This is a genomic window from Bacillus sp. FSL K6-3149 (assembly GCF_038630515.1).
Classification (GTDB): domain Bacteria; phylum Bacillota; class Bacilli; order Bacillales; family Bacillaceae; genus Bacillus; species Bacillus pumilus.
Window position 1 is genome coordinate 832,220 of record NZ_CP152034.1, and the last position, 16,223, is coordinate 848,442.

The following is a 16,223-nucleotide window of genomic DNA, read 5'->3' on the forward strand; positions in this document are numbered from 1 at the left end:
CTTCAATACCAATCCTGCATACACTATAGACTGACGGTCGGTCTAGAAGGAGAGTGATACCCATGGCTTTATTATCTAAAAGAGGTTCATCCCACTTTATTTACCTCGTGCTTGGACAGATTATTTCCGTTTTTGGGTCTTCCTTAATTCGGTTTGTTCTATCTTTACACGTGCTGGATATGACTCAGCGTGTTGACTTATATGCCTTACTGTTCGCTTTATCCAATGTCCCGCTCCTTCTTTCCCCCTTAGCAGGCGCAATCGCTGACCGGTTTAACAGAAGGAACTTGATGATTTTATTTGATGTTCTCACCGGCATCATGATTCTGGCTTTTTATTTTTGGTTATTCTCAGGCAATGATTCACTCTTTATGATCGGAGCGGTCATGGTGCTTCTTGGTGTGATGAGTACGTTCTATGCTCCCGCTGTGATGTCGAGCATTCCACAGTTAGTAAAACAGGAACAATTAGAACAAGCAAACGGGATCGTCAATGGCGTGCAGGCACTTTCAGGTGTTCTCGCTCCTATTATCGGCGGGGTTCTGTACGGACTGATTGGAAGTCAATCCATTATAGGTGCCAGTGCCATCGTGTTTTTTCTATCAGCATGCATGCTTTTACGGTTAAACATATCCTTCTCACCTAGCCCCCTAACGGAAACTATGGGCAAAGTGCTTGTAAAAGATATGAAACAGGGATTTTCCTATATTGGCAGTCAGCCATTTTTAAAAAGAGCCATGTTGCTTGCTGCAATGTTAAATTTCATCCTCACGCCCTTTTTTATCGTAGGTGGTCCAATCATTTTAAGGGTCACAATGAAAAGCAGTGACACCATGTATGGTGTAGGCATGGGCTTGATTGAGTTCGCTGTCATCGCAGGAGCTCTGCTAGTTGGACTTGTAGCAAAGCATTGGCGCATCCCTACTTTATATCGCTGGCTGATCGTCATCGCGATCATCTTGCTACCTGTCGCATTCTCTACATCCAACACAGCTCTTCAATTTGGCACTTATCCAGCTTATTTTCTCTTTCTAGCAGGATGTCTTCCGATTGCTATGCTTCTTACAATGATTTCAATCGTTGTGATTTCACATGTTCAAAAGAAAACGCCAAATAGTCAATTAGGAAAAGTGATGGCCAATCTGACAATGGTTTCTCAATGTGCTGCTCCGCTTGGTCAATTGATGTATGGATTCTTGTTCAATACGTTTTCAGCAAACATGTATGTGACAGTACTAATAGTCAGTACTTTCATGTTTGCCCTTGCCTATTTAACAAAAAATATGCTGCAACATGAAGGAGAATCAGCCTCATGAGACTGACGTTTATAAAGAAGGACTTAACCCGCCACCGTCTCATTTCCATCGGTTTAACCATATGCATTATGATGACATCATTTCTAGCAACAAGTGCCGCTCAAATGACAGTACAACTGAATGGTTCCATTTCTAATCTGCTCCATTCAGCCAAGGCACCAGACTTTGTCCAAATGCATGACGGCAGCCTAAAGGAAAAAGATATTGAGGCATTTTCAAGCAAGCAGTCCATGGTAAAAGCACATCAAATCGTCCCAATGATTCCAATTGAACATGCAAATATCAAATTCGGAAACGAACCCGCCAAAGCAGGTGTGATGGATCATTTATTTGTGAAACAAAATCGTTATTTTGATTTTCTTTTAAATGAACAAAATGAAAAGCTCACTGTCAGTAAAGGTGAAGTGGCTGTCCCTATCTATTTTCAGCAAAGATATCATCTCAAAATAGGAGAAACGTTACTGATTGGGAAAGGGTCTAATCAATTCTCTTTCCGTATTAAAGCATTCTTGCGAGATGCACAAATGAACCCCAGTCTTGTTAGTTCGAAAAGATTCCTTCTTCATCACAAGGATTGGGACGCAATGAATCAAGTGTTTCATAAAAAGGAATATTTAATTGAATTTTTACTGCATGATGCCGCGCAGGCAGATGCCTTTCAAGCAATCTACCAGTCATCACAGCTTCCACAACAAGGTCCAGCTGTCACATTACCTTTGCTGCGTATGCTGAACGCATTGACAGATGGAATGGTGATTGCCATTCTCCTACTTGTTTGCATGCTGCTCATCGGTATAGCTCTTCTCTCTCTTCATCTTGCTATGACGGCTTCTATAGAAGAGGACGAACGTGAAATTGGAATATTGAAGGTGCTTGGGATTCCTTTAACAAAAATCAAGCAATTATACGTTGGAAAGTATGCCTTCCTTGCTGGTATAGGGTGTATAGCAGGATATGGGTTAACTCTTATATTTGGTGATATGTTTACAGCCAATATTCAGCGATACATGGGGAATCAGCCTTCTTTTACTTATTGGTTCATCCCGCTTTGTGTTTCTATTGTGATGGCAATGATCATCATTTCTTGCAGCTATACTGTCCTAAGAAAGTTTGGTCGAGTATCAGCCGCTCAAGCACTTCAAGGTAGCGTCATTTCAACGAATGATAAAAAACAAATACCCTTGCATCTCAAGAAAAACAGGTTCATATCAGTCAATATTTGGCTTGGTTTAAAAGATCTGTTATCACGAAAGAAGTTGTACACAACGATTACTTGTATTATGGCCCTTTGTACATTTTTGATGCTGCTGCCTATTCAGCTATGGTACACCTTACAATCGCCGGATTTCATCACATATCTTGGCTCTGGTCAAAGTGACCTTCGAATTGATATACGACAAGGAAATCATCTAGAGGAAAATACTAATAAAATAGAATCAATGATCCGTGAAGATCGAGATATTCATGCATTAGCCATATATGAAACAACTTCTCTTCAGGCAAAATCAAAGGAGAATTCATTAGAAACACTCTATTTAGAAACAGGTAATCTCTCAGCATTTCCTCTCACCTATTTACAAGGGCGACAGCCTTTAAAGAATAAAGAAATTGCCTTATCAGTGCTCAGCTCAGATTCACTTCAGAAAAAGGTTGGAGAAAAAATTACTCTCGTAACAAACGGGCAGGAAATTCAAAAAACTGTGACTGGCATTTATCAGGATGTCACCAACGGCGGGAAAACAGCAAAAGCAATATCACAACCATTTCCTCAAACAACTCTTTGGAAAACTATTCAAATCCAACTAAACCAAGGAGTAGAAATTGCGAAGAAAAAGACAGTATTTGAAAAAGAGATATCTCCTGCAAAAGTGACAGATATGAAAGAATACGTTCATCAAACAATCGGCAGCACAGCATCTTTAGTAAAAGTCGTTGCATTTTTTTCTACATTAGCTGCTTTTGGAACCGCCAGTTTGATGTTATTCATGTTTCTGCACATGTTAAAAGCAAAAGATTCAAGCCGAAACCATTTATTACGAACGATTGGATTTTCTAAAAAAGATGTAACAGTACAATATATCACAAGTTTTATCGTCGTTATCTTTTTGGGCACATTTATTGGCACGATCGCTGTCCACACGATTGGACCAGCTTTAATGAGTGTAGGTGGCGCATCCTTAGGGGCATCAAGCCTCCAGTGGCTGGCACCACAATGGGTGTCAGTTGTGTACCCAATCACACTATTGATTGTCAGCTTAGCTTTAACTGCTTCGTTATTGAAGACGTTTTTTACTAGTCAAACTACACGTCATACACTTTCATAAGGAGATGTTTCACATGGAACACTTGATTGAAACAAAGCGATTGTCTTTGCAAATTGATTCTTTAAAAGGACAGAAACAAATCATTCTTAAAGATATCTATTTATCGATAAATCCTGGGGAATTTGTGACCATTATGGGACCTTCCGGATGCGGGAAAACCTCCTTGCTTTATCAGCTTAGCGGGATAGAATCAGCCTCAACAGGAGAGATCAAATATAAAGGCAGTTTATTATCAGAAATGACAGATAAACAGTTAACTGCTCTGCGTTTAACAGATATGGGATTTGTCTTTCAACACAGCCACTTACTAAAAAATCTTACTCTATTTGATAACATCATTGCTGCAGCTTACTTAACAAAGAAAAAGCCAAGAAAAGAAGTGAATGAGCGAGCTAGATATTTAATGGAGAAACTTAATATTGATCATTTAGCAGATAGATATTTGTCAGAAGTATCAGGAGGTCAGCTTCAAAGAGCCTCTATCTGTCGAGCACTTATGAATGAACCAGACATTCTTTTCGCTGATGAACCAACAGGTGCTCTTAACTCCCATGCAACGAAGGAAGTGATGAATATATTTTCTAAAATCCATTCTGAAGGAGCGACACTACTGCTTGTCACACATGACCCAAAGGTTGCTCTTCGTTCTGAAAGAATCATGTTTATGAATGACGGAGAAATAACGGCTAGCTTACATTTAGGGAGATATGATGATGAGTCAACTGCCGAGAAACGGGAGACCAGATTAAATCAATGGCTTCAAGATTTAGGGTTTTAAGTTGGAATAAAACAGGCAGCCTTTCTGCCTGTTTTACTTTTCCTGGCACTCAAATGAATAATCCATAGACAAACTATTAGTCTCTAGTATGATTTTGCCGCCTACTTGTTGACAAGATTCTGTCAGCAATTCGATTTCTTTGCTATAAAAGTATCTCTTTGACATATACAGAGTCACTAAAACAAGTAACAGCGTCGCCATAATCACTGTGATTTGCCAATTTAAGTTTTTAAATCTTTTTTTCATATCAACATCCTTTCCAACAGACTAATTTTTGTCTGCTTCTATCCGTTTCTATTCCAAATTTGATCTAGCATCATCATAACTGATTTTCTTTAATAGATCGACCTTCCAACTTACCCAGCGATTAACTAAAATCTCTTTATTTGTAATATACCAGTGATATTTTTGATCATAATCATAAAATCCATTGTATATATTTCTTTTTTAGACGATTAAAAAAAGATTTTAATCATTTGTATAAACATTCAATCACCATTACAATTTCGTACATCACATGACCATAGGTCCTTTTTATTACCTCTTGGCAATCACCTCACAGAAATGATTATATTCTTCCAAAAATTGTGATATCGTTTTTTAGTGAAACAGGTGAAAGGATCTTAAAGAGGTGAAATTTCATGGCTATCATTTCTGCTGAACAGGTGGGGAACCGTTTAAATGATTGGCGAATTGCGATTCGCAAACATGATGTACAAAGTGCTAACGCAATGTACACAGAATTAAAGCAATTGCTTCAAGAAATGGAAGAGAATCAGGAGGTATTGACTTATTATTCATTGCTAGAAGGCAAGTATAAACTCATGATATATGAACGAAGAGGTAAAAAACTGAATGAACAGACAGAGTTAGATTGCCCCTCTAAAACAAACGACTTAATTGAATACTATTTTTACCTATACAAAGCCCTTTACGCTTCATATAACAGAGACTATGCATCAGCCATTGGACTGTTTAAAATTGCCGAGAAAAAACTGCAAAACATTCCGGATGAAATAGAAGTAGCTGAATTCCATACGAAAATCGCAAACTTATATATGCTACTTCGTCAAAGCCTAATTTCTCTTCACTATATTCAGAATGCTATAGATATTTTCAAAAGTCATGAAGGATATGAAAGAAGATTAGCGACAGCCATTGTCATCGCCGCTGCTAACTATATGGATATTGGCGACTTCACAAGAGCAGAAAACTACTACAAAAAAGCATTACACATCGCTGACAATCTAAATGATCATTTTCTAACTTCACAGCTTTTTCATAATATCAGTATTCTGTATGCCGAAGCTGGAGAATCGAAAAAATGTATCGATGCTCTAGAAAAGGCTCTAAGTGATGAAAACTACCTCTCATCGTGCTATTTCCATCACACCATGTTTATGTTAGTCAAAGAGCTGCTCTCTATTGATGAAAGAACACAAGCTCTCTATTACTTCGAATTGGTCAACCAAAAACACGAATCAGAGAAATGCCCCATCTATACAGCAAAAATGAATTTGCTTTACCATCTATATTTTACTGAGGATATGTCTCAAAAAGCTCAAGCCTGTTTCGAGGAAATCAGCATTCTAAAAGAATTAAAGGATGCTGAAGGTGCCTGTGAATTAAGTGCACTAGCTGCAAAACACTTTGAAGATTTAGGTGCCATTCATCAAGCCTATCTCTTTTTGAAGGAAGCCTATCACATGAACCATCCTATATTTGAATGGAGGAATTCTAATGAAAAAAATGAGTTTATTGATCCTTGCTTTAACCATCGTTGTTTTCGGACAAACAGTGTCTTTCAATTCGTTAAATGAGACGAATCCTGGCACAACAGAACGACCTATCGGAACTTAATATTAAAAATTGATCACAGCAAAGAACCACTTGCCTGATCACAAGGCAAGTGGTTCCACCATTATTTTAATTGCTGATAAGATATGAGGCGGTGTATATGTACCGCAAGATAAGTAAGCTCATCATTAGGAATGACGATACTATGCACCTGTTTAATATAATCTTTGATTTTAAAAGCAACATCCATCGCCTGAGGATACAAGTGTGCAATTTGTTCAAACAACTCATTTTCTTGATCCGACAGTAATTTATTTGCATAAAACCTCTCTACAAAGAATTTCACATGTGTAATGAACCGACTGTAATGAATATTATCTTGGTCCATTTTCATATTCAATGTATAGCGCACAAGATTGACAATGCTCCCGATCATTTTGGCATATTTCATGCTATCTTTTGAATCGGATTCTTCACCTAATGCATTGATTAGGTGAAAGGCGATATTGGCAGCTTCTTCTTTTGGTAATTGTATGCCCAATGTATCATTTACTAACTCAAGAGCGTACTTCCCTACTTCAAATTCTTCAGTATAGTAATTTTTGATTTCCCAGTACACGCGATTCGTAATATTAATATTCTTTTTATGTCGTTCAACAGCAAAATTCAAATGATCCATTAAGGTAAAATAAACGCCTGAATTTAGATTTGAATTTAACCGTTTTTCTGCATATTGGACGATGCGCTGAGTTAAATCGATAAACTCTTGAGGCATAGAATCTAACAATTGAAGAAATTCTTTTGCTCTCATGTTATCGACTGACATAAAGACTTGGTCCGCTTTTTTCTCTTCTATCATTTGACCCGGTTTCTGTCCATAGCCAATCCCACGGCCAAACAAAACCATCTCCTGTTGGTTCTGATCTTCAGCCAGGACCACACTCGAGTTTAAAACTTTTTTGATTTTAAACATCGTCATCACCTATTTTCATGATTGTGGTGTTCAATCAAGCGCTTCACCATTTGTCTCAATGACTTTTTGGTACCAATAAAATGAGTCTTTTCGAGATCGTTTTAATGTTCCGTTCCCATCATCATCTTGATCTACGTGAATAAAGCCATAGCGTTTTGACATTTGTGATGTACCTGCACTAATAATATCAATGGAGCCCCAACTCGTATATCCAAAGAGATCGACGCCCTCTTCAATCGCTTCTCTCATCTGACGGAAATGCTCTTTAAAATAGTTAATCCGATAGTCGTCATGGATAGAGCCATCACTTTCAACTTTATCCTTTGCACCCATTCCATTTTCGACAATGATAAGAGGTTTTTGATAGCGATCATACAGTTCGATTAAAGAAATTTTCAGACCAACCGGATCAATTTGCCAGCCCCAGTCAGTTGAAGGCAGATAAGGGTTTTTGACTCCTCGAATCGTATTTCCTTCTGTCTGTTCTAACCCTTCTTGAGCTGATTCAGTTAAAGACATATAGTAGCTAAATGAGATGAAATCGACTGTGTTTTCTTTTAGAATGTTGAGATCATCTGCTTCCATTTGAATATGAATATTTTTTCTCTCAAGCATCCGTGTAATCAGTGCCGGATATTCGCCAAACACCTGAACATCTGCATAGAAATAGTTTTCTAAGTTTTGTTTTAAGGCTTGTTCCACATCATTCGGGTGACACGTATGCGGATACGTTGTCAATTTTGTCAGCATACATCCAACCTGACTGCCTGGGATAATACGATGGCAATCAGCTGTTACAAGAGCAGATGCAACAAATTGATGATGGAGCGCTTGATACACCGTCTCTTCTACTTTACCTTCTGGGCAACGATCAGGAATAATTCCTGCTGTAATAAATGAGTGGCGGTGAATACTATCAATTTCATTAAAGGTGAGCCAATATTTCACATCATGTTGATAACGTTCGAAACAAACATTGGCGAACTTCACAAAGAGATCGACCACTTTTCTTTCCACCCAGCCGTTATATTTCACACTAAGGGCTAAAGGAATTTCATAATGAGAGAGTGTCACAATCGGTTCTATATTGAGTTTTTTCATTTCGGCAAATACACGATCATAGAATTGCAGCCCTTTTTCATTTGGTTCAGCTTCTTCTCCAGTAGGGAAGATCCGACTCCACGCAATAGAAATGCGAAGTGTTTTAAAGCCCATTTCAGCAAATAGAGCCAAATCCTCTTTATAGTGGTGATAGAAATCAACCCCTCTTCGTTTAGGGTACTTTTTATCGTCTGGGTCTTTTATTGCACGATCTATATTTTCAGAAGTCACAGCAAGATGTCCTTCATAATCTTCTACACTTAAATTGGAACGATACATTGCAATATCTGCAACTGATGGTCCCTTTCCATCTATATTCCAAGCGCCTTCTGCCTGGTTGGCGGCAATTGCGCCGCCCCATAAAAACCCTTTTGGAAAACCTTTAATTGTTGTCATATGTTTAGCCTCCTAATTGTGTGACAACCATCAATGTATCTTGACGATTGACCTCTTGTAATGGCTGTACCTTTATATCATATTGATCTGTATTTGTGATGACAGCAAGTGTAACTGGATCATAACCTGCAGCTATGATTTTTTCTACATCAAATTCAATCAGTAAATCTCCTGCTTGAACACGTTCTCCTGCCTGCACTTTTGGATGAAAATACTGTCCTTGCAGTTGAACGGTATCAATGCCAATGTGGAATAGTACTTCAACCCCTTGGTCCGTTTTCATACCAAGTGCATGATTTGTTTCGAACAGCATGGTCACCTCACCATCTACTGGTGCGTAAAGCGCTCCTTCTGAAGGGACAATGGCAATTCCGTCTCCCATGACCTTTGAAGAGAAAATATCATCTTTTACTTCAGATAGAGAGATCATTTGACCAATCACAGGACTTTTGAATGTTTCACCTGCTCCAATTTGTTCAGCAAATGCCGCTTGATCATTTGTCTTTTCTTCTACTGTTTTATCCTTACCTAATACAAAAGCAGCGATAAAGGCGACAATAAAGGAAATGACTGCTCCAATGACTGCAAACATTAGATTTCGTGGGAGCTCATCTGATATAAACATCGACATACTTGCTAATCCAGGGCCAACAAGTACAAAGGCTTGTATACCAACTAATCCAATGAAGATCCCGCCAACAAACGAACCAATCATGACACTTCCAAGGACTCGCTTATTTTGAAGTGTCACACCATACAAAGCAGGCTCTGTGATACCAAAAAATGCTGAAATCCCTGCCGAAATGGCTGTTGATCTGAGTACCTTGTCTTTTGTGCGTAGTGCTACAGCGAAACACGCTCCACTTTCCGCAATATTATGCGCAAGTGATGCTGGCAAATAAAGTGCTTCTTTCCCAAGGGTACCCATCGTTGTGACTGCATAAGGGACCATCGCTTTGTGCATACCTGATGCGACCATGAATGGAAGGACTGCTGCTAAAATCGCGACAGCTACCCATCCTACTGTATTAAACATTGCAAGAATGATGGATGAAAAACCTTGTCCTGCTGTAAAACCAATCGGTCCTAATAGAAGTAATGTAACTGGTACAGTAATGACTAATGACATCATTGGAACAAAGAAAATCCGAATTGGTTTTGGTGAAAATCGTGTAAAGAATTTTTCCATTTGAGCGTACAGCAATACAGAAAGGATTGCTGGGAACACTTGATACGCATAAGCTATATTTTTTACGTCGAATGACAGCAATTGCGCACCTTCAGTAAGCATAGCCGTCATGTTCGGAAGAAGAAGCGCACCGACTGCTGATAATGCGACCAATGGGTTTACCTTTAGTTTATTCGCCGTCGTTACAGCGACTAGTAAAGGCAGGAAGTAAAGAGGTGCGTCCCCTACCATGTTCAATATTTGATAGGTTTGACCCTTTGCATCCATCCAGCCTAATAGAGAGAAAAGGAGAAGAAATGATTTTAAAATCCCTCCGCCTGCGATAGCTGGAACAAGCGGCTGGAAGACACCGACAATGAAATCTAACAGAACTGTGCCTATTTTTCTTTTTTCTTTTGGCTGATTAGATGGCACGACTTGCCCCGATGAGCTGCTGCCCATTAGTCTTGTTACCTCTTGATACACTTCAATCACGTCATTCCCAATCACCACTTGGCATTGTCCTGACATTCTGACAGCTATGACACCTGGTGTTTTTTCTAGTGCTGGTACATCTGCTTTTTTCTGATCAATTAGTGTGAAGCGAAGTCTTGTGGAACAGTGCTCAAGATGCGCAATGTTTTCTTTACCACCAACATGCTTTAAAACATCTTTGGCAACCTGTGTGTAATCCATTGTTTCTCCCCCTTTTCTCATACATGAGACCTATATTTTGGCAATAAAAAAAGGACCTAAAACGACAAATTAAAGAAACTCATCGTTTTTAGATCCTGCCTGCATGACCAGTCACATGTCTAATTTATTTATATTGGATTTGTTTTTAGTATATATCGATTATATGAAAGCGTCAACATTTATTTTTTTAAAATTTATTAAGGTCTATATACCTAAATTGATTTTCTTTAATTTAATTAAAACAACCTTTCTCGCTTGTTTATACATCGATATCCTTTTATCATCAATAAGAACTATCTCCATGATAAAAAACCAGATAAGTTTACTCATCTGGTTTCCACCATCTATTTTTTTCTTTCTTCCGCCTGCTTTTTGAAAGCATTCGCTTGTTTTTGATATTCCTTTTTCGTGACCGCTTTTAACTCTACGGTACCGCCTGTCATTTTAAATGGAAGTTTGATTGATTTTACATCTCGATCAGTGGAACCTTGAATGATTCCATCTTCAATTGAGGGCTCATAGCCCATAAAAAAATTTCTTCCATCCGTCTCACCCGAAACTTCTAATCTCATTTCTTTATAAGGCTTACACTCTTTTTCAGGAACAGTTGTTATTAGAAGGGAGCCGGTCCATCCAAGCTCAATATGCATCGTTTTCACCTGTAAAAATAGTTGTTTGTCCTTTGCCGTATAGAGAAAACCATAGATCTTCGCCACTTTCTCCTTGAAGTTTCTCATACTATCATAAAACCTATTTTCCGCGGTATCGAATAGATAATCATATCGTTTTTGAATATCTTTATGATATTTATCTAGCTTTTTTTGATTGATTGCCTTATAAATCGTGCTTTTCTTTTCGCCTTGTTTTTTCACTGAAAGGTCTTTTCCTGAAAAATGAACTTCGTATACGATCGTTTCTTTACCTTGTGTGACTTTGAATTCATACCCGTTTTCTTTTGAACTGCCGGATAAGACAAATTGTTTTTTATAGATATGCGGATCCCATCTCACTTCTTCTACATACTTTTCATTCAAATGCCCCGTTACTTTCCCTTTACTCTCAGATACCTTAAACCAGCTCATTCTATCTTTCGTTTTATACGCAAATGCATAGGAATGGTTCAATGAGTTTTTTTGTGCAATTGCTTGATATGCTGTCCAGCTGCCTCCACCAATGACTAGCACTGTTAGGATAGACACGATCCACATTTTCAATTTGCTCATACGTACCTCCTCTGTTAACATGTGTATTTTTTCTCCATTATCATGTCAAAACACAATGAACAAAATCTGTTATCTCTTCACCTCCTTTAGAAAATTTTAAAACCTGCTTGTATTTTCCACTGAATATCAATTATTATATATCTAAATGATATATCTTTTAGATAGGTGTGCTGATATGAAAAAATACAATGATACGACGTATGCGATTTTAGGTATTTTAACGACAGATTGTAAGTCTGGGTATGAAGTGAAGCAATTAATTGATAAGAGCTTGCATCATTTTTGGAAAATTAGTTATGGACAAATTTATCCAGCTTTAAAGTTAATAGTCGAGGAAGGCCTTGCTGAGGTTTCACCTGCTTCTACGTCAGGTCGCTCCGACAAGCGGGAATATCATTTGACTGAAAAAGGGCTGGAGACGTTAAGAGAGTGGCTGGCAAAGCCTCTCGATCAGTTACCAACGGAACGAAATGAAGTGTTATTAAAGTTATTCTTCGGTCAATATCTTTCGATTGAGAAAAAGCTGGTACTGCTACAGGATTATGAAAGGCAGCTTCGTATCCGTTATGAGACCTATGTTTCGATTGAAGAAAACATTCAAGAGCTTTATCCAGATGAAGCAGATGCGAAGTATTGGCTGTTTACTTTAGATTACGGAAAAAGAGTGGCTCAAGCAGGAATTGATTGGTGCGCGGAAACATCCCACTTGATGAAGAAGGAAGGGTAAATGAATGAAAAAAGACATACGTGCTGGCAGATTTACAACAGAGAATTCTGACTCGATTGTTGTGTTTATTATCGGCATGCGGATCAACAAACGCTGGGCGGTTCATCAATGGATGCCTGTGTTCATGGCGATGCCTGGCATGATCAAAGAGCTGTATACCCATCAAGATGAGCTTGGTTTCCTCGGGACAGAGAATTACTTTGGCTTACGTACGACAGCGATGATCCAATATTGGAAATCAACAGATGACCTTCTGGCTTATGCGAAGATGGAAAAACATTTGGCGGCTTGGAAGAACTTCCATCAGAGGGCTCAGAACAATGACGCAGTGGGTATTTATCATGAAACCTATCAAATTCAAGCCGGCTCGTATGAATCTGTCTATGTGAATATGCCTTCCTATGGACTGAGCCAAGCGAGAGCGCCTATTCCAATTGGTAAAGGAAAACAAACAGCGAAAGAACGGTTGAAAACAACAAATTCCTAGAGAGCGAATCTCTAGGAATTTCTTTTTGCAACGGTCACAAAATGCTTTAATATGCGGGCTGTTAATCCCCAAATGGTGTAGTTTTCATAATCATAAAACCATTCCTCTACCGAACGGCTTCCCCAGCGGTACTTCTCACCATTCATGATTTTTTCATAAGGGAAATCCTCAGCAGGTGTTGGCTGAACGGATACATGATGTAGGTACGGCTCATATTGACTTAGCCATGATAGAGGCACAGTAAAAGTCTCTTCTACTTCTTCTTGATTGAAGGAGTGTTTCACTTTTTGTTCATCAATGATCCCGACATATGGGTAGACCACGAAGGATGGAGACGCAATGTAAGGACTAAGCTGTCCAAGAATCTCCACCGATTCTGGCGGAATGCCCAGCTCTTCATGTGTTTCTCGCAATGCAGCTTCCTGTGCTGTTTCGCTGCCGTCGAGTTTGCCACCTGGGAAGCTAATATCTCCCGGCTGTTTTCTCATGATGAGCGATCGCACCTCAAATAAAATATGCCATTCTCCGTTTACTTGCACCAAAGGGACAAGGACTGCAGCTTTGAACGCTGTTTCTTCTCCAATAAATAACGGTTGAGATTGATGTAAGTCATTTTTTAATTGGTCAATGAACACGGGCATCACCTATTTTCTGTTTCTCTTTCTTTTAGCGTATCATGGTTTACCTTTTGAAGAAAGATGATCTTATCTGACAATTATTTTTATCAAATTGACAACTTTACTTGTCAATTTGAATAACATGTTTTACAATCAAAGAAAGATTCAGATCAAAATTGAGGTGACAGAATGAAAAATCGGCTAAAAGAGCTTCGTGCACGTGATGATTTGAACCAAACTGAGCTTGCCAAGCGTGCAAAGGTTTCTCGTCAGACCATCAGCTTAATGGAACGCGATGAATTAATGCCGTCTCTCTTGCTCGCTGTTAAGCTTTCACGAATTTTTCAGGAACCCATTGAACGTATTTTTCTATTCGAGGAGGATGAACTATCATGAAAACTGTATACAAACTTCTCTCAGGTGCTCTCCTTGGCTTTCTCAGCGCTTACTGTCTGCTGGCTGCCGAATTTGAAATGACACTTCTTGATATTGCATTCGAAGCGACACTTGTCATCAGTGGATTGACGATTGTATTGATTGTTTATTGTTTTTCAGGGATTTCACGTATGAAGAAAAGAGTATCTCTTTCGGTATCTGGAGATGAAGAGGATGAACTCGAAGCAAAACAGTATCGCACCTTTACTGATTCGACTTTATCCAATACGGTGAGTACCATTTTGTCCATAATTGCCACCGGTATGGCTATCGTTACCGAACAGCCTATTTGGCTGATTCTCGTCAATGTTGCTTTATTTATCGTCACCATTATCAGTTCTTATGTAGCGATATCCGTTCTACAACTTGTCTACCCTAATCGCAATCTCCCAAGCCCGTCTGACAAAGATTATAGTAAAAAGCTGCTCGCTATTTCTGACGAAGGTGAAAAGCATGTGATGCTTGGCGGACTGTTTCACACGTATCAAATGATGAACATCTTATTGACCAGTGCCATGTTTATTCTGATTGTGTATTCCCTTGGAGCCAATCACTCTCAACTCTTCTCAATCATCGTGATTGGACTTGTTTTAATCATTTTGAATGCAAATTATATGTTCAGGATTAGAAATCGTTAAATGAACAAAAGCGCAGCCCAATGCAAAGGCTGTGCTTTTCCGTCCATTATGACGCACGGCGTTTCTTTCGTGCATAAATCAATAATAAGAAACCAAACCAAACCGGTGTTAACAAGAGCGCCGGGCGTGTTGCATCCGCAAACAGCATGATCACAAGAATGGCAGCAAAAAGGACAAGAACACAAATGTTTACAAAAGGTGTGAACGGTGCTTTAAAGGTAGATGCTGCATGCAGTTCAGGCTTTGTTTTTTTATATTTCAAATGGCAAATTAAAATAATACTCCATACCCAAATGAAACAAATGGCACTGATGGTTGTGACAATACCAAAGGCTTGTTCCGGAATTAGCTTGCTTAAGAGAGCACCGACCGATACCACAATTGTTGAAACGAATAGTGCATTACTTGGAACAGCGTGCTTATTCAGACGTCCAAAGGAAGATGGGCCCTGTTTTTGATGACTGAGATTATACAAAATTCGGCTCGTCGAGAACATACCGCTATTACAAGCCGAAGCCGCAGACGTCAAGACAACAAAATTAATGAGTCCCGCTGCTACTGGAATTCCAATCAGCCCAAAGGTTTTTACAAAAGGACTTTCTGATGCACTGAGCTCAGTCCATGGGTTGATACATAGTAAGACAAAAATGGCGCCCACATAGAAAAATAGAATTCTTAATGGAATTTTATTAATCGCAGACGGGATGTTTTTTTGCGGATTGGCTGTTTCTGCTGCGGACACACCGACCAGTTCCACTCCCACATACGCAAAGATGACCATTTGGAATGACAGTAAGAAGCCTGTGACACCATGAGGGAATAATCCGCCGTGTGACCAAAGATTTGTTACCGTCACAGGCCCTGTATCTGTTTGAAAACCAATGATTAAAAGGACAATTCCAACGCCGATCAATAATAGAATCGTAATCACTTTAATGAGTGCGAACCAAAATTCCATTTCTCCGAAAAGCTTCACCGTTAATAAATTAAATCCTAGTAAAATTAACAAACAAATGATGGCAGGAATCCATTGCGGGATATCAAACCAATACTGCACATACACTCCGACAGCAATAACATCCGCCATCGCGGTCATAATCCAGCAAAACCAATACGTCCACCCTGTCACAAAGGATGCCCACGGACCAAGGTAGTCCTCTGCAATATCGGTTAATGACTGATAGCCTGTCTTCGATAAGAGCAATTCACCAAGTGCCCTCATGACAAAAAAGATCGCCATCCCGACAATTAAATAAGCAAAAATGATCGATGGACCTGCCAATTGAATGGCCTTTCCAGAGCCTAAAAATAGCCCAGTTCCAATGGTTCCGCCAATTGCAATCAACTGAACATGGCGGTTTGATAAATCTCGTTTCAATTCTTGTTGTTCCAATGCTAACGCCCTCCTACGACACGATCTTATACTGAAATAATGAACTCTCAAAAAGTCCATAAAAAAAGAGATTGGATGCGCTCCAATCTCTCGGTCATAAAAGAATAGCAAAATAGCGAAAAGCAATACACGGCGTCATCCATGCATTACAAAT

At 39.1% G+C, this 16,223-nt stretch carries 14 protein-coding genes; 8 read left to right on the top strand and 6 right to left on the bottom strand.

Annotated elements, in window-relative coordinates; translation table 11 throughout:
- Positions 1-62 precede the first annotated feature (62 nt).
- The 4 genes from MHB83_RS04300 to MHB83_RS04315 all read left to right on the top strand — a co-directional run bounded on the left by MHB83_RS04300 (position 63) and on the right by MHB83_RS04315 (position 6,238).
- Positions 63-1,316 carry an MFS transporter gene (locus tag MHB83_RS04300; protein ID WP_342496663.1) on the top strand — a complete coding sequence of 418 codons (1,254 nt, stop codon included), beginning with the start codon at positions 63-65 and terminating at the stop codon, positions 1,314-1,316.
- Positions 1,313-3,640: an ABC transporter permease gene (locus tag MHB83_RS04305; protein WP_309216108.1), complete on the top strand. Its 2,328-nt coding sequence runs from the start codon at positions 1,313-1,315 to the stop codon at positions 3,638-3,640. The genes MHB83_RS04300 and MHB83_RS04305 overlap by 4 nt, the downstream gene beginning before the upstream one ends.
- Before the next feature lie 13 nt (positions 3,641-3,653).
- Positions 3,654-4,418 carry an ABC transporter ATP-binding protein gene (locus tag MHB83_RS04310; protein WP_342496664.1) on the top strand — a complete coding sequence of 255 codons (765 nt, stop codon included), beginning with the start codon at positions 3,654-3,656 and terminating at the stop codon, positions 4,416-4,418.
- A 641-nt stretch (positions 4,419-5,059) separates the two neighbouring features.
- The gene (locus MHB83_RS04315; protein WP_226804505.1) at positions 5,060-6,238 is read left to right on the top strand and encodes a Rap family tetratricopeptide repeat protein; all 1,179 of its coding nucleotides are present in this window, start codon (positions 5,060-5,062) and stop codon (positions 6,236-6,238) included.
- A gap of 101 nt (positions 6,239-6,339) precedes the next feature.
- Here the strand turns inward: MHB83_RS04315 and MHB83_RS04320 are convergent, their stop codons facing one another.
- The 4 genes from MHB83_RS04320 to MHB83_RS04335 form a co-directional block, all read right to left on the bottom strand.
- Positions 6,340-7,188 carry a PRD domain-containing protein gene (locus MHB83_RS04320; RefSeq protein WP_003215356.1) on the bottom strand — a complete coding sequence of 283 codons (849 nt, stop codon included), beginning with the start codon at positions 7,186-7,188 and terminating at the stop codon, positions 6,340-6,342.
- A gap of 30 nt (positions 7,189-7,218) precedes the next feature.
- Complete coding sequence (locus tag MHB83_RS04325; protein WP_342496665.1) at positions 7,219-8,685, bottom strand: glycoside hydrolase family 1 protein; 1,467 nt, start codon at positions 8,683-8,685, stop codon at positions 7,219-7,221.
- A gap of 4 nt (positions 8,686-8,689) precedes the next feature.
- Complete coding sequence (locus MHB83_RS04330) at positions 8,690-10,549, bottom strand: beta-glucoside-specific PTS transporter subunit IIABC (RefSeq protein WP_212045754.1); 1,860 nt, start codon at positions 10,547-10,549, stop codon at positions 8,690-8,692.
- A 344-nt stretch (positions 10,550-10,893) separates the two neighbouring features.
- Entirely contained in the window at positions 10,894-11,772 is an 879-nt protein-coding gene (locus MHB83_RS04335; protein WP_050944616.1) for a hypothetical protein, read from the bottom strand.
- A gap of 175 nt (positions 11,773-11,947) precedes the next feature.
- Between MHB83_RS04335 and MHB83_RS04340 the strand changes: the two genes are divergently transcribed.
- Positions 11,948-12,499, top strand: a complete 552-nt coding sequence (locus MHB83_RS04340; RefSeq protein ID WP_342496666.1) for a PadR family transcriptional regulator — start codon at positions 11,948-11,950, stop codon at positions 12,497-12,499.
- Positions 12,500-12,503: 4 nt separating this feature from the next.
- Positions 12,504-12,986: a DUF4188 domain-containing protein gene (locus MHB83_RS04345; RefSeq protein ID WP_003215117.1), complete on the top strand. Its 483-nt coding sequence runs from the start codon at positions 12,504-12,506 to the stop codon at positions 12,984-12,986.
- Between the two features lie 11 nt (positions 12,987-12,997).
- On the opposite strand, the gene MHB83_RS04350 is transcribed toward MHB83_RS04345, so the two are convergent.
- Positions 12,998-13,621 (bottom strand): CoA pyrophosphatase, encoded by a 624-nt coding sequence (locus MHB83_RS04350; RefSeq protein ID WP_342496667.1) that lies wholly within the window; start codon positions 13,619-13,621, stop codon positions 12,998-13,000.
- A 171-nt stretch (positions 13,622-13,792) separates the two neighbouring features.
- Between MHB83_RS04350 and MHB83_RS04355 the strand changes: the two genes are divergently transcribed.
- Together MHB83_RS04355 and MHB83_RS04360 are read left to right on the top strand one after the other, a co-directional pair.
- Entirely contained in the window at positions 13,793-13,999 is a 207-nt protein-coding gene (locus tag MHB83_RS04355; RefSeq protein ID WP_342496668.1) for a helix-turn-helix transcriptional regulator, read from the top strand.
- The gene (locus tag MHB83_RS04360; RefSeq protein ID WP_342496669.1) at positions 13,996-14,676 is read left to right on the top strand and encodes a DUF3169 family protein; all 681 of its coding nucleotides are present in this window, start codon (positions 13,996-13,998) and stop codon (positions 14,674-14,676) included. Before MHB83_RS04355 ends, MHB83_RS04360 begins: the two co-directional genes overlap by 4 nt.
- Before the next feature lie 46 nt (positions 14,677-14,722).
- Here the strand turns inward: MHB83_RS04360 and MHB83_RS04365 are convergent, their stop codons facing one another.
- Entirely contained in the window at positions 14,723-16,069 is a 1,347-nt protein-coding gene (locus MHB83_RS04365) for an amino acid permease (RefSeq protein WP_050944619.1), read from the bottom strand.
- Positions 16,070-16,223: the final 154 nt, after the last annotated feature.